Source organism: Streptomyces sp. NPDC048278, from assembly GCF_040652195.1.
In the GTDB taxonomy this organism is placed as follows: Bacteria; Actinomycetota; Actinomycetes; order Streptomycetales; family Streptomycetaceae; genus Streptomyces.
The window spans coordinates 368,636-382,906 of the sequence record NZ_JBEZLP010000001.1 but is presented as its reverse complement, the minus strand read 5'-3'; the positions used below and the strand labels follow the sequence as shown (position 1 = coordinate 382,906).

Here is a 14,271-nt window from a genome sequence, read left to right as displayed (position 1 = left end):
CCGCGCATGCCGAGTCGGTCGTCCTCACCGGCGGCAGCTACCTCGGCCATGTCCAGTGGGCCGTGGCCGACCGGCTTCCCCCGCAGGTCAAAGCCATGATCCCGGTCGTCACCGAGGCCGCGCTCACCCTGGACTTCCTCCGCGAGGACGCCTTCTCGCTGGAGACCCCGTTCCGCTGGGGCGTGATGGTGGCCGGCCAGGAGCGCCGGGCCGCGCTGCTGCGCCAGCTCCTCGGCGAACGCCGCACACACCGCGCCCAGTTCACCCTGCCGCTCGACCGCGCCGACACCGCCGCGCTCGGCCGCAGCTCGCAGTACATCCAGGACATGCTGGTGCACGGTCCGGACGACCCGCACTGGGCCGCGGGCGACCACCGGGATCGGGTGGCCGACGTCTCCGTACCGGTCAGCTCGGTCGCCAGCTGGTACAACATCTTCCTGCCCGGGCAGCTCCGCGACCACCGGGCGCTGCGCGCGGCGGGCCGGAGTCGGACCCCGACGGCTACCGCTACGACCCGGCCGATCCCACGCCCGCCGTCGGCGGTGCCCGGCTCACGGTCCAGCACGCCGGCCGCAAGGACAACACCGCCCTGGAGGCCAGGCCGGACGTGCTCACCTACACCACGCCCGTCCTCGACACCGACGTGGAGGCGATCGGCGAGGTCACCGCCGAGATCTGGTTCCGCTCCAGCCTGCCGTGGGCCGATGTCTTCGTCCGCCTGTGCGACGTGGACGAGAAGGGCCGCTCGACCAACGTCTGCGACGGCCTGCTGAGCCTGACCGACGCGGACCGGGTCTCCTGCGCGACGATCCAACTGTGGCCCACGGCCCAGCTGTTCAAGAAGGGCCACCGCATCCGCGTCCAGGTCTCCAGCGGCGCCTTCCCCCGTTTCGCCCGCAACCCGGGCACCGGCGAACCCCGCGCCACGGCCACCACCCTCCGCATCGCCGACCAGCAGGTCTTCCACGACCCCGCCCACCCGTCGGCGCTGCTCCTCCCGGTGCGCCGGACCTGAACACGGGGGCAGCCGCTGCGGGTCGAGGACGACGCCCTGTCGATCCCGGAGGACCTTCCGGACCGTTACGGATAGTCTCCGGTCAAGGACCACGGCACGGGTACTCACCGTTCCCGTGCCCGTCGGGGCGGTCACACCTCGTCCGAAGAGGCGCAGAATGGCAGGCGTGGTTTCGAAGGCGGCGGCAACACCGGCCGATGTGTCGAGAGCGAGGGCCGAGCTGGAGGTGAGCCTCCCGACTCCGCTGGTGGCTCTGTGGAGCGTGCGGGACGGCCTGCTCACCGAGTCCGGTGTCTGCGTGTACGAGGCGGGGTGCATCGGGGAGCGCAACGCCACATACGAAGTCGCCCAGTACGCACCGGGGTTCGTCCTGATCGGCGACGACAGTGGTGGGTGCGGATTCCTGTTGCGTGCGGACGATCCGGGATCCGCTGTCTTCTCCTCCGGCCTGGGCGATCTGAATCCCACGCGCTTCGAGGCCGTCTCCCAGGACTTCCCGACCTGGATCGAGTCGCTTCGGCCCGGACCTGAGCGATGAGCGCAGGCGGTTCCGCGAGAGCATTGTCATGTGCCGTCCGCCACCGACCGGCTCAGGCAAGGCGCTCGTCCGTCAGCATCGCCGAGGCCAGCTCGACGCGGGAACGGTAGCCGGTGCGTTTGAAGAGTCTGCCGAGCCGGCTTTCCACGCTCTTCTCGCTGCCGCCCAGCACGGTGGCCAGCTCGCGGTTGGTCAGGCCTTCGGTCACCAGGGTGGCCAGCAGCCGCTCGTTCTCCGCGATGACCACGCCTCTGTGCGGCACGGTGACGCCGTGTTCACGCATCAGGTTGCGCAACTGCGCCCTGCGCAGCAGCGCGTCCAGTTCGCCGTAGAGTGCGTACGCGTCACGCAGCAGCCCGGCGTCGGCCACTTCGTGGCGGACCACCATGGCCATCGCGTCCGCCAGTTCCAGCGGCTGGGCGCGCTGCCGGGCGAGCCGGACCGCCTCCGTCGCGGCGGGGCGGTCGCCGTGCACCACCGCGGTGGCGAGCAGGTGGCACATGCGGGCCCGGCCGGTGCCGATCAACTCCGCTGTCGTGCTCACCTCCTTCACGTACCGCTCCGCCGCGGCCCGGTCACCGTGGACCAGTTCCCACTCGGCCATCCTCAGCAACAGCACGTCCGTGCCGACCACCAGGCCCCCTTCGGCGGCCCTGGCCAGGCCGTCCGCCATGACACGGCGGACCCGGTCGGTAGCGCCCAGGGCCTCGTCCAGGAGCGATTCCGGCAGCGCCAGCAGGTGGAGCATCACGGGTTGCACGGAGCGCGCCCGCTCGATCACCGAGCGGGCCTCGGTCAGCCGGCCGCGCGCGCCGAGTATGACGCTCGTCTCCTGGGACACCAGGGTGTGGCTGGGCGTGTAGCCGACGGAAACGCCGGTCGCCAGGCTCAGCCGGGCCAGATCGAGTGCCCGGTCCCAGTGTCCGCCCTGACTGTCGGCCACCACCTGGTCGGACGCCGGCCGGGAGCTCAAGGGGAGTTCGTGAGCCGCCAGCAGCCGTTCCGCACGGTCCAGTTCACCGAAGGCCATCAGCGTTCGGGACAGCTGCCTCAGCCGCTCGAAGCGGTGCCGCGTCCCCGACGCCCACAGGGGCCACCCCGCCGGATCGGCGACTGCCTGGTCGAACGGCTCGGTTCGACCGAGGAACGCCCCGGCGCACTCGCTGATGAGCCGGCCCAACCCGGTGATGACATCGTTGTCCCGTTCCCAGACGTCCCGTTGGGACGTCAGGTGTTCGTCTGCCTCCCGCCACCGGTCCAGATGGCACAGCGCAACGCACCGGGCGAGGATGCGGTGCCCCTCCCCGCCCGGCAGCAAGCGCCAGCCGCCGTCGCAGATCCTGGTGACCGCCGCCGTGTCCAGAGATCCGGCCAGCGCGGTGACGTACATCATCTCCGTCTCGAACAGCGCCTCGGAGCTGACGAGATGGGCATGCTCGGAAAGTACCTTCCACGCGCTGTCGGCAGCCTCCGGGAACTGCAGATGGCTGTAGCAGGCGAGGGCGTGCGCGACCAGTGCCTGGGCGCGTTGCCGGGGGTCGGTGATCAGCTCGACGGCCACGCGCAGACAGCGCTCGGCGTGGTACCCGCCGTCCAGCATGCCGGCGGTGCCCCGGGCAAGCAGTTCACCGGCCGCCCGACGGGAGTCCACGAACCGTCCCGCGACGACCAGTTGCTCGGTCAGATACCGGTCGTCCGCGTCGGCGTCGCCTGCCCAGATCGCGGTGACCGCCAACTGGGCGAGCCTGCGCCGTTCATAGGGCCCGAGGCAGCCGGTCAGGGCCGAGGTGAGCAGCGGCAGCCGGAACCGCCAGTGCCCCTCTTCCGATCCCTGCCGGAGCACCCCCTCGGCGCACAGCTCCGACAGCACGTCACGAACCTCGTCCTCGCCCCGGCTCACGGCTTCGGCGATCAGCCGGGTCGCCGCGCCCCCCAGGGGGAGAAGCACCGCCGCTGCCTTGGCCACCGGCCAGACCAGACCGCCCCGCCGGCGCAGGTACTCGATCGGCGGCAGGTCGAGGGGCAGCTCGGGCGGCCGGTCCGGGGATGTGAGGTAGGCGTGCCGCTCGAAGATGCGCAGCGCTCCGGTGCGCTGGTACCCCGCCAGGGCGGCGAGTACGGCGGCGGGCCTGCCGCGGCACTCCCGTTGCAGAGAGGAGAGCAGCGCCGCCGTCGGCCGGGCTTGTAAGGTCCGGGCGACGAGCGCGCCGACCTCCGGCTCGCGCAGCGGACGCAGCGGCACCACCTCGGCGAGGGAGGAGGCCCGCAGCTGCTCCACCACGGCCAGGTCGCCCGCCGGGTCGGCCGGTGAGGGGCGCACGGTGCAGACGAACGTGACCGGCCCCCCGGCCAGGACGCGGGCGAGCGACAGCAACACGGCGCGGGAACCGGGATCGGCCCAGTGCACGTCGTCGATGAGCACCGTCAACTTCTCGCTCGCGGTGAGGGCCGACCGGAGCTCGGCGGCGAGCTGGCGGCCGACCTCCGCGAGCGGTGCCGTGGCCGCGGCCTTCGCGGTACGCCTGGCGTCGCCGCCCCGGTGCAGGACGGCGAGTTCGGCGGAGAGCCGGGAGGCCAGGGAGTAGGGGCGGTCCCGCTCGTTGCGTGCCACCCACAGCGACAGGGTACGGAGACCTCGCGCTGTCAGCTCTTCGCGGACGGCGCTCAACAACGAGCTGCGCCCCATGCCGATGGGGCCGGTGACCAGAACGAGCGGTGCCGAGTCGGGTGAGACGGCGAGGCCGACGACCTTCGCCGCGACGGCTTCACGGCCGAACGGGACGTGCGCCGATCGGGCCACTTCGGGCGCACCGCGCCAGTAGTCGATCATGTCTTCCAGTATGCCCACGGCGGCCGACCCGCAGACCGCCGAGAAGGAATCCGCGCGGTGTGCCGCGTTCGTTGTCCCTTGAACGAGGCGTATAACGGCGGGAGTTGGCTGCGGGACCTGATAGTGCGGCGGCTCCGGGGGCCGCTGCCGCGCGAGGCGTCACAGGAGGAGGCGGCGGTGGCCCGAGCGCGTGCCGTGATACGGGGCAGGGACCATGAACTGAGCGCACTGCGCACAGCGCTGACGCCCGACGGCGGGCGCCTCGTCGTCCTCAAGGGACCGGCCGGTATCGGCCGGACCGCGCTGCTGGACGAGGTGGGCCGGCTGCTGGCGGCGGACGGAGTGCGGGTCCTGCCGCTGAGGCTGGGCGCCGGTGCGGACAGCGGTGGCGACGCGTTCGCCCTCGCCGCGCTGGTGCGCGCCGTGCGCGAGCGGTTCGAGCAGTTCCAGGACACAGGACTGCCCGAGGCGCTCAGCACGGTGGCCCAGCTGCGCGCCCCGGGAGGGCAGGACAGCGTCGGTTGGACGCCGTCCATGGTCGCCGCGCTGGGAAGCCTGTTCGACACCATGGGCCGGCAGGGACGCGTCGCGGTCCTCGCCGACGACGTGCACGGGGTGGCCGAACCCGCCCCCGTGCTGACCGCGGCCCGCCGGTCCGGCTGCCTCGTCGTGGCCACCTGCGAGGAGGGCACCGAGCACGGCCCGGGACTCGCCGAACTCCTGGCCGACGCCGACCAGGTGATGACCATCGGTCCGCTGGCCGACGAGGTCGCGGAGTCCCTGATCCGTCGCGCGCTGGGATCGCGCCTGGACGACGGGGTGGTGACCGCGGTGCGCACGGCGCTGGGACCGCTGTTGGGCAATCCGGGCACCGTTCTGGGCACCCTCGACGAGCTGCACAGAAGCGGCCGGCTCATCGACTTCCGCGGCCAGTTGTGCCTGCGTGCGCCGGCGGAGCCGGTGGCACTCCCGGCCGACCACCCCCTGCTGCGTCGTGCGGCTGCACTGGGCGGTCCGGCGGTTCGGTTACTGGGGGCGGTCGCCGTCCTGAACGACCTGGGCATGGACGACGTACCGCTGCTCGCCGAGACGTTCGGCTCCCGGCCCGCCGACTGCGGCCGACTGCTCGACCTGCTCATCGAGGCGGGGGCGCTGACGGCCGACCGGGCGGGCCGGATCTCCTGCCGATGCCCCGCTCTGGCGGCCACCGCGGCCGGCCGCTTCGGTGCCCACCGCGGCATCGAGCTACGCGCGTCGGTCGCCGAGCGGCTGCTGATCCGCCACCGGCGGCACGGCGGGGCCGACCCCGTGGCGCTCGCCGACCACATCGCGCGCGGCGGCGCCGCCGTGCCGCTCGACGACGACACGGTCCGCTGGCTGCTCGACCTGAGCGCCGCCGCCGAGCGGGACGAGCCGGAGCGCGCCGTCCTGTGGTACTCGGCCGCACTGCGCTGCCTGCCTCCCCAGGGGCCCGAGTACTCCCGCACGCTGATCAGTCTGCTTGCCCTGGTCGTCCGGACCGGCCGGTACGAGCTGCTGCGCGAGGTGCTCACCCGGTACGCGGAGCACGGCTGCGCCGAGGACTCCCTGGAGGAGGTCCGTCTCGCCGCCGTCCTCGTGGCCGTACACACCGGCGAGCCGCCCGCCGAACGTGCCGTAGGGGCGCTGCTGGACGCACCGTTGACGGGCCCCGGGACCACCGGCTTCTCGGAGTTGTGGTTCGGCCGCCGTCTCGCCTCCGGCGCGGCGCAGCCGGTGCGCCCGACTGCGGTGCGGGAGCGGATCGGGGCCGAGTGGACGGACCTGCTCGACGCCGCGTTCCGCGGTGACGTCGACGCCGCCGAGCGGGCTTGGCGCAACTCGGGCGGCACCGCGCCCTCCCCGGAGCTGGACCAGTTGCACGATGCGGCCTCGGTCGCCGACGTGGCCGATCTGGGTCGGCTGGTGATCGGTGCCCGCTACCGGGTGCCGGTGACCGGTGTGCTCGGTGCCTACCACCGGGTGGTCAGCGGTTACGCCGACGCCGCCTGGACGCAGGCCATGTCCGCGGTCCGGGAACTGGAACTCTCCGGCGCCGAGGACACGCTGGCCCACCACGCGGCGCGCCTGTTCGCCTCGGACATGTGCGCCGCCCGCGGTGAGTTCGCGTCGGCCACCCAGTGGCTGGCCGACGCGAAACCGGTCCCCAGGCTCGCGGTGATGCGGGCCTGGGCACGCGTCGGTCTCGCCGCCAGGGCGGGTGACGACGGCGGGGCCGTGCGCGAGGCGCTGCGGTCCGGTCCGCGGCTGCTCGGGACCGGCCTGCACGCGGGGCTGTCCTCTCTGCTGTCACGGGCGGTGCGGATCGCGGTGTTGGGCGACGAACACGCGGGCGCCGCGGAACTGCTGGCCCAGATCGAGCTGTTGCCGCACGAGGACCGCGCCGACGTGCGGGAGGGTCTGCTGCTGGCGCGCGGCCTGGTACACCGCGACCTGAGGTGCGCCCGGTCGGCCACCGAGCTGATGCGCACGCGGGGGGACCTGCCCGCACTGCTGGAGTCCTGTCTCGCCGTCGCCCGGTTCGCACCGGACCCGCGGCCCTGGCTGCTCGAGGCCCACACCCTGGCCACGCGGTGCGGTGCGTCGGTCCTCCTCGGACGGGTCCGCGAGGTGACCCGTGAACGCGGGGTGCCCGCCCCGCGCGCCCGCGTCCGGCGGGACGCCCTGGCCGTCACCGAGCAGCGGATCATCGAGCTGATCGGCGAGGGCCTGACCAACCGGCAGATCGCGCTGCGCCTCCAGCTCAGTGAGAAGACCGTGGAGAACTACCTGACCCGCCTGTTCGCCCGTACCGGCTGCCGTTCGCGGGTCGAACTGGCCGCGGCCAGTCTGAGCGGCCGGCTCACGCGGCCCGCGACCTGACAGCGTCCGGGGCCGAAGATGCCAAGGTGCGGTCCCACTCGGGCCTATGCGGACCGGTGGCGACGACAGCCTGGTACGGCATGCCTAACGTCTTGCCCATGACCGACATCGATGTGCCTCAGGTCGCCGATCGCGAACTGGCAGCGATAGTGGGGGCCGAGGTCGACGGCCGATGGCCGGACGACGTTTCGGGCCTCGACGAAGTGGTTCGCTACGGACTGGTGCCCTTCGGGAAGATGATGGGGCCCTGGCTGGTGACCCACTCCAGTCTCGCGGTGGGAGGTGACCTGGCGACCGTCCTGCCCGCCGCGGTGGCCGTGGAGTGTATCCAGGTCGGAGCGATGATGCACGACGACATCATCGACGACGACGGGGAGCGGCGCAGCAAGCCCGCCGCCCATACCGTGTTCGGGCAGCCGACGGCGATCGTCGGAGGGGACGGGCTGTTCTTCCACGGCTTCTCCGCCCTCGCCGAATGCCGGCAGGCCGGCGCGTCCGCGGAGCGGGTGGCCCAAGCGCTGGTGGTGCTCTCCGGAGCGGGCCTGCGCATCGGGGACGCTGCGATCCGCGAGATCCGGATGAGTCGTGAGCTCTGCTCCGTCGACGAGTACCTCGACATGATCGCGGACAAGAGCGGTGCGCTTCTGTGGATGGCCTGCGGCGTCGGCGCCACGCTGGGCGGCGCGAACGACACGGTTCTGGAGGCGCTCAGCCAGTACAGCGACCAGCTGGGCATCGCCTACCAGATCCGCGACGACCTCATGGCCTACGACGGCACGCGGGCGGGCAAGCCGAACGTCTCCGACGTCCGCAACGGCCGGCCCACCCTGCCCGTGCTGCTCGCCCACGAACGCGCCCCGATGGACCAGCGGCAGCGCATCGAGCACCTGCTCGCCGACACGGCCGTACCGGTCGAGGAACGCTACGGGGCCATGGCGCAACTGGTGCACGACCACGACGGCGTACCGGCGGCGCGTGAGGTGTCGCACCGGCACGTGAAGATGGCCGCGTCGGCGCTCGAGTGCCTTCCGCCCGGTGTCCACACCGACGCACTGGCCGATCTCACCGTGCCGGGGCGCCTGGTATAGCGCGGACCGACTCTGAGGAGCTGGGCTGATGACCTCCCCGTCCTATGCGACGTATCTGCACCTCGACGAACTGCTCGCCCTGCAACGCCCGCTGACACCGGTCGAGCAGCCGGACCTCAGTGACAGCGAACGGCTCTTCATCGTCGTGCACCAGGCGTCCGAGACCCTGCTCAGCCAGGTTCTGGTCGACCTGCGGCACATCGACGGAGGCCAGTGCGGACAGCAGTGCTACGCGCATCGCGTGGCACGGGCGACGCGGCTGGTGGACTCCCTGGAGGGACAGCTGACGCTGCTGCGCCACACGCTGACGCGGGAGGAGTTCCTGCTCTTCCGGGACCGGTTCGGCACGGCGAGCGGACTGCAGTCCAAGCAGTTCCGTGAACTGTTCGGCCTCGTCAAGCAGTTGATGAAACGCGCTGGTGCGGACCGTCCGGCGGCCGACTCCGCGCGGCTCACCGGGCTGAACGACGCCGTACGGCGCTGGCGGCGCACCCACCTGGAACTGGTCGGCCACATGCTCGGCGACCAGCCGGGCTCGGCAGCGACCTCGGGGATGCGCTTTCTGGCCGCCCGGCTGGACGACACCTCCGCGGACGAACCGGCGGGCGACGACCGTGCCGCCGCCGCGCCGCCACGGCCCGCGGACACCGAGGACGTCCTCCCCAGCCTGCCGTCGCTGCCCGCACCGGCAGAGCGGTCCGGGCGGTCCGGGCTGTCCGGGCGGTCCCGGCTGGGACATGTGGTCGTGGTGGGAGGCAGCATCGCGGGGCTGCTCACCGCACACGTCCTGGCCGGCCACGCGGAACGGGTGACGGTACTCGAACGTGACCAGTACGACGACACCCCGGGCCCCCGCGCCGGTGTGCCGCAGTCACGCCACACCCATGTCCTGCTCACCAGCGGCATGAACGCCCTGGAAGAACTGCTGCCCGGCCTGCTGGGCGTACTGACGGACTCGGGGGCGCCGCGGCTGGCGGTGCCCGGGGACCTCGGGGTGTGGCAGGCCGGCCAGTGGATATCCCGCCGCAATCCGTCCGAGCCCATCATGACCCCGTCCCGTCCGCTTCTGGAGCACCACATCCGCCGACGTGTCCTGGACGGCTCCCGCATCCATGTCCGCACGGGTGTCGAGGTGACCGGGCTGCTCGGCCGGCCCGGGCACATCACCGGCGTCGCGGTCCGGGACCGGGGCGGCGACCACCACACCCGGCAGGAGATCGAGGCCGACCTCGTGGTGGACGCCACCGGACGGAGCGGTCGTACCCCGGTCTGGCTGGCCGAGATGAACGCCCCCGTGCCCGCCGAGGAACTCGTCGAGACCGGGCGGGCGTACAGCACCTGCGTCTTCCATGCCGACGGCCCGCCCGAGGACCTCAGCGGCTTCTACATCGTGCCCGACGCCGGCCAGCCGCTCGGCGCGATCATCCTGCCCGCCGAGCACGACCGCTGGATGGTCACCCTGTCCGGGCCGCGCGACCAGGCGCCGCCCAGCGGCACCGAGGACTTCGTCGACTTCGCCGGCCGACTGCCGCACTCCGCCCCGCACAAGTGGCTCAGATCGGCGCGTCCCGTCAGCCGGCCCGTGGGCTACCGGCACACCTCCAACCGGCGTCGCCGCTACGACCGCCTGACGCGGGACCATACCGGGCTGCTCGTCGTCGGGGACGCGTTGTGCGCGCTCAACCCCGTCTACGGACAGGGCCTGTCCGTAGCCGCCCTGAACGCGGTTGCTCTCGGCAGGGCACTGGCCGGCGACCGCACCCCCTCGGCCCACACCCTGCAACGAGCGGTGCTGCGCTCCTCCCGCTCGGCGTGGGAGGTCGCGACGGGCGCCGACAGCGCGATGCCGGGCGTCACGGGCAACGCGGTGAAGTCCGGGCCCGTCGCCCGGCTGCTGACCCGGTACCTCGACCGCGTGCGCGATCACGTGCCCCACGACCCGGTCGTGTGCAGCGCCAACCGGGACGTCCTCTTCCTGCTGGCCCCGCCCCGCACGCTCGTCACCTCCCCCCAGGTGCTCCGGCGGGTCCTGCTGAGCCCGCCCGGGCCGGCCTCGCCCGACCTCCCCACTCCGTGACCATCAAGAGCCGACAGCGAAGGTGCGCCATGCGACACGTCACCGTGCTCCCGAACCGTCCGAGACGGGGACGGCGCCGAACCGGGCCCCGGTTCCCCCTCCGTGCTGCGTGCGGCCGGTGGACTTCATGACGACGACTCCGATGCGCAGCCTGACCGTCGTCCTCGACACCGGCCGGACCATGGTCGAACCCGCCCTGCGCGACGCGATCGGCCTGCACCTCGGTCCGGAGATGGGCCGGATCGCCCGGTACCACTTCGGCTGGGCGGACGCCGAGGGCCGGCCCACCGGCACCTGGGGCGGCAAGATGGTCCGGCCGACCCTGGCGCTGCTGTCGGCCCGGGCGGCCGGCGCCGCGACCGCGGACGGCCTGCCCGCCGCGGTGGCCGTGGAACTGGTGCACAACTTCTCGCTGCTGCACGACGACATCATGGACGGCGACGAGACCAGGCGGGGCCGTGCGACCGCCTGGACCGTCTTCGGCGTGCCGGGTGCCATCCTGGCCGGTGACGCCCTGGTCACCGCGGCGACGTCCGTACTGATGAGCGCGCCGGGGGCGGGCGCCCGGTCCGCCACCCTGGCGCTGATGACCGCAACCCAGCGGATGATCAACGGCCAGGCCGCCGACGCCGAGTTCGAACGACGCGAGGACGTGACCCTCGCCGAGTGCCGTCGCATGGCCGGCGACAAGACCGGCGCCCTGCTCGGCAGCGCCTGCGCGCTGGGCGCCGACCTGGCCGGCGCCGAACGGCACCTGGTCGAAGGGCTCGGCGCCTTCGGCGAACACGTCGGGCTCGCCTTCCAGCTCGTCGACGACCTGCTGGGCATCTGGGGCGACCCGGACCACACAGGGAAACAGGTGGGGGCCGACCTGCGGGTCCGCAAGAAGTCCCTGCCCGTGGTGGCGGCGCTCGGCGCGCCCGGGGCGGACGAACTGCGCGCCCTGTACCTACGCCCGGAGCCATTGGCCGAATCCGACGTCCGACGCGTCACCGAGCTGGTGGAACGGGCAGGCGGCCGAGACTGGGCGCAGAGCGAGGCGGACCGTCAGATCGCCGCGGCGAAGGAGTGCCTGACCGCCGTCGACATCCCGGACGACGTGCGCGGCGAACTCCAGGAGGTCGCCGGCTTCATCGTGGGCCGGCGGTTCTAGATGGGAGAGTCACGTCCCGGCTTGTCGGAGGCCGCCCGGGCGGGGGCGCAGCCGCTGGCTTCTTCCGCCGAACGCGGGGTCGTCGTGGTCGTCGCCTTCGCCGCGGGGATCGCCGCCGTGGCCCAGACCACGGTGCTGCCGCTGCTGGGGGAGCTGCCCAAGCTGCTGCACGCCGGTGTGGCGGGTACCTCCTGGGTCGTCACGGCGACGCTGCTGGGCGGCGCCGTCACCAGTCCCGTCGTCGGACGGCTGGGCGATCTGTACGGCAAGCGGCGGCTGATGCTGAGCGTGCTCGGCGTGGTCACGGTGGGCTCGGTGCTGTGCGCGGTGTCCGGCTCCCTGGCCCCGATGGTCGTCGGGCGCGCCCTCCAGGGCGTCGGCATGGGGCTCATACCGCTCGGCATCAGCCTGCTGCGCGATGTGCTGTCCGAGCGACGCCTCGGCTCGGCGATCGCCCTCACCTCCTCCCTCCTGGGGGTCGGCGCGGCGACCGGGCTGCCGCTGGCCGCGTGGGTGGCCCAGTCCGCCGACTGGCATCTGCTCTTCTGGGCGACCGGCGCGCTCACGGCACTGATCGGGGTGCTGGTGGCCCGGCTGCTCCCACCGGCCCCGGCGCCGGCCCGAGGGCGCTTCGACGGTGTCGGGACAGTGGGCCTGACCGTCGGCCTCACCGCGCTGCTGGTGGCGATCTCCTACGGGGGCGAGTGGGGCTGGCTCAGCGCTTCCACCGTGGGCCTGGCGGCGGCCTCCGTGGTGGTGCTGGTGCTGTGGGGCGTCTGGGAACGCCGGGTGACCGCTCCGCTGATCGACCTGGGTACCACGGCACGGCGGCCGGTACTGCTGGTGAACCTCACCTCCGTCGTCGTCGGCTTTGCCCTGTACGCACAGCTTCTGATGGTGCCTCAGCTGCTGCAGCTGCCCGTCGGCACGGGCTACGGACTGGGCCGTTCGATGCTCCAGACCGGTCTGCTGATGCTGCCGGCCGGACTGGCGATGATGGGCGCCTCCACGGTGGGCGCCAGGCTGTCCGCGGCGCGCGGCCCCAAGGTCTCCCTGCTGACGGGCACGGTACTGATCGGCCTGGGGTATGTGGTCTGCCTGGCCCGGATGGACTCCGTCCCGTTGCTGGTGACCGGCACGGTGGTGACCCAGGGCGGCGTAGGCCTCGCCTACGGCGCGATCCCCGCGTTGATCATGTCAGCCGTCCTGCCCGCCGAGACCGGGGTCGCCAACGGGTTCAACACCCTCATGCGGTCCATCGGCACGTCACTGTCCGGCGCCGTGGTCGGGGCGATATTCGCCGAGCTGAGCGGGCCGCCCGGCACCACGCCGGTCCCGTCGCACGACGCGTTCACGCTCGTCGCGGTGGTCGGCATCGCCGGCGCGGTGTTCGCTCTGGCGACCGGCGCCGCGATCCCCGGCCGGCCGCGTGCGGCGCCGCGTTCCGCTCCCTGAACGTCCACTCACCCCAGACCCGAAAGGCCATCTCATGACCGAGCCGACAACCATCCCCATCGGCGGACGGGCTGCCCAATGCCCGTTCGCCCCCGTCGCCGAGCTGTACGACGCGCAGAAGGACGACGAGCTGAGCCGGGTCAAGGTGCCCAGCCCGATGCTGGGCGAGTTCGACGCGGTGGTCGTCACCCGTTACGAGGATGTCAAGAACGTGCTCGCGGACGACCGGCTGCACATGGGCGGCTCCATGCCGTACCAGCCGGGGAACCTGCTGAGCTACGACGGCGCCGACCACACCCGGCTCCGGCGCATGCTGACCGCGTCGTTCACCACCAAGCGGGCGCGCGAGCTGCGGCCGAGCATCGAGGCCGTGGTCGATTCCGCCCTGGACGCGCTGGCGGAGGCCGGCCCGGGTGCGGACCTGGTGCAGGTCTTCAGTACCCCGATCCCGACGCTCGTCATCTGCGAACTGCTGGGTGTGCCCTACAGCGACCGAGAGGGGTTCCAGCGCCGTACCGCCCTCGCGCTGGACTTCGGGCAGAGCCGCGAAGTCCAGATGGAGAAGGCCGCCGAGATGATGGCCTACATGGCCGGACTCGTGGCGAAGCACCGGGAGAACCCGGGCGACAACGTACTGGGCCGCGTGGTGCGCGACTTCGGCGACCAGCTGAGCGACGAGGAGCTGGCCGGTATCGGCAACATGCTGCTCATCGCCGGGCACGAGACGATCGCCAACACCCTTTCGGCGAGCATCGCCCTGCTGCTCCATCACCCCGAGCAGCTCGCGGCGGTACGCGACGACCCCTCGGTGACGGACAGCGCCGTCGAGGAACTGCTGCGCTACACCGCCCCGGCCACCATCCTGCCGCGGCAGGCGACCGGCACCGTCTGCGTACGCGACCAGGAGATCAAGGAGGGCGAGCACGTCGTGGCGTCCGTCCTGGCAGCCAACCGGGACCCCGGCACGACCGGCGAGGACCTGGACAGCCTGGACGTGCGCCGGCCCCCGCAGCGCCACCTCACGTTCGGCTTCGGCCCGCACCAGTGCCTGGGCCAGCAACTGGCCCGGATGGAGCTGCGCGTCGCGCTGCCGGCCCTGTTCACCAGGTTCCCCACGCTGCGCTCGGCAGTCCCGCTCGACGAGCTGGAGTACCGCACCAACGCACTGGTCTTCGGGGTGAACGCCCTGCCGGTCACCTGGTGACCGGCGGCGA

9 protein-coding genes and 1 pseudogene are annotated in these 14,271 nt (G+C 72.6%); 9 read left to right on the top strand and 1 reads right to left on the bottom strand.

Annotated features, from left to right (window positions below; genetic code table 11):
- Positions 1-62: 62 nt before the first annotated feature.
- From AB0D74_RS01765 to AB0D74_RS01755, 3 genes and pseudogenes are all read left to right on the top strand, one after another.
- Positions 63-422: pseudogene (locus tag AB0D74_RS01765) on the top strand (X-Pro dipeptidyl-peptidase); the annotation flags it as partial.
- Positions 356-1,015 carry a CocE/NonD family hydrolase gene (locus AB0D74_RS01760; protein WP_362580139.1) on the top strand — a complete coding sequence of 220 codons (660 nt, stop codon included), beginning with the start codon at positions 356-358 and terminating at the stop codon, positions 1,013-1,015. The pseudogene AB0D74_RS01765 and the gene AB0D74_RS01760, both read left to right, overlap by 67 nt.
- 157 nt (positions 1,016-1,172) lie before the next feature.
- Complete coding sequence (locus AB0D74_RS01755; RefSeq protein WP_362579161.1) at positions 1,173-1,553, top strand: hypothetical protein; 381 nt, start codon at positions 1,173-1,175, stop codon at positions 1,551-1,553.
- Positions 1,554-1,605: 52 nt separating this feature from the next.
- On the opposite strand, the gene AB0D74_RS01750 is transcribed toward AB0D74_RS01755, so the two are convergent.
- Positions 1,606-4,383, bottom strand: a complete 2,778-nt coding sequence (locus tag AB0D74_RS01750; RefSeq protein WP_362579158.1) for an AAA family ATPase — start codon at positions 4,381-4,383, stop codon at positions 1,606-1,608.
- A 177-nt stretch (positions 4,384-4,560) separates the two neighbouring features.
- On the opposite strand from AB0D74_RS01750, the gene AB0D74_RS01745 reads away from it, so the two are divergent.
- From AB0D74_RS01745 to AB0D74_RS01720, 6 genes are all read left to right on the top strand, one after another.
- Positions 4,561-7,284 (top strand): LuxR C-terminal-related transcriptional regulator, encoded by a 2,724-nt coding sequence (locus AB0D74_RS01745; RefSeq protein ID WP_362579155.1) that lies wholly within the window; start codon positions 4,561-4,563, stop codon positions 7,282-7,284.
- A 98-nt stretch (positions 7,285-7,382) separates the two neighbouring features.
- Positions 7,383-8,372, top strand: a complete 990-nt coding sequence (locus tag AB0D74_RS01740; protein ID WP_362579152.1) for a polyprenyl synthetase family protein — start codon at positions 7,383-7,385, stop codon at positions 8,370-8,372.
- Between the two features lie 28 nt (positions 8,373-8,400).
- Entirely contained in the window at positions 8,401-10,449 is a 2,049-nt protein-coding gene (locus AB0D74_RS01735; RefSeq protein WP_362579149.1) for a tryptophan 2,3-dioxygenase family protein, read from the top strand.
- Positions 10,450-10,576: 127 nt separating this feature from the next.
- Positions 10,577-11,602, top strand: coding sequence for a polyprenyl synthetase family protein (locus AB0D74_RS01730; protein ID WP_362579146.1), 1,026 nt, complete (start codon positions 10,577-10,579; stop codon positions 11,600-11,602).
- Positions 11,603-11,623: 21 nt separating this feature from the next.
- Positions 11,624-13,057, top strand: coding sequence for an MFS transporter (locus tag AB0D74_RS01725; protein ID WP_362579143.1), 1,434 nt, complete (start codon positions 11,624-11,626; stop codon positions 13,055-13,057).
- Positions 13,058-13,091: 34 nt separating this feature from the next.
- Positions 13,092-14,261: a cytochrome P450 gene (locus tag AB0D74_RS01720; protein WP_362579140.1), complete on the top strand. Its 1,170-nt coding sequence runs from the start codon at positions 13,092-13,094 to the stop codon at positions 14,259-14,261.
- Positions 14,262-14,271: the final 10 nt, after the last annotated feature.

Bases quoted from the DNA above. Each gene is read 5' to 3' on its own strand.
- AB0D74_RS01755 (WP_362579161.1), top strand. From the start codon at position 1,173: ATGGCAGGCGTGGTTTCGAAGGCGGCGGCAACACCGGCCGATGTGTCG.
- AB0D74_RS01750 (WP_362579158.1), bottom strand. From the start codon at position 4,383: ATGATCGACTACTGGCGCGGTGCGCCCGAAGTGGCCCGATCGGCGCAC.
- AB0D74_RS01740 (WP_362579152.1), top strand. From the start codon at position 7,383: ATGACCGACATCGATGTGCCTCAGGTCGCCGATCGCGAACTGGCAGCG.
- AB0D74_RS01735 (WP_362579149.1), top strand. From the start codon at position 8,401: ATGACCTCCCCGTCCTATGCGACGTATCTGCACCTCGACGAACTGCTC.
- AB0D74_RS01730 (WP_362579146.1), top strand. From the start codon at position 10,577: ATGACGACGACTCCGATGCGCAGCCTGACCGTCGTCCTCGACACCGGC.
- AB0D74_RS01720 (WP_362579140.1), top strand. From the start codon at position 13,092: ATGACCGAGCCGACAACCATCCCCATCGGCGGACGGGCTGCCCAATGC.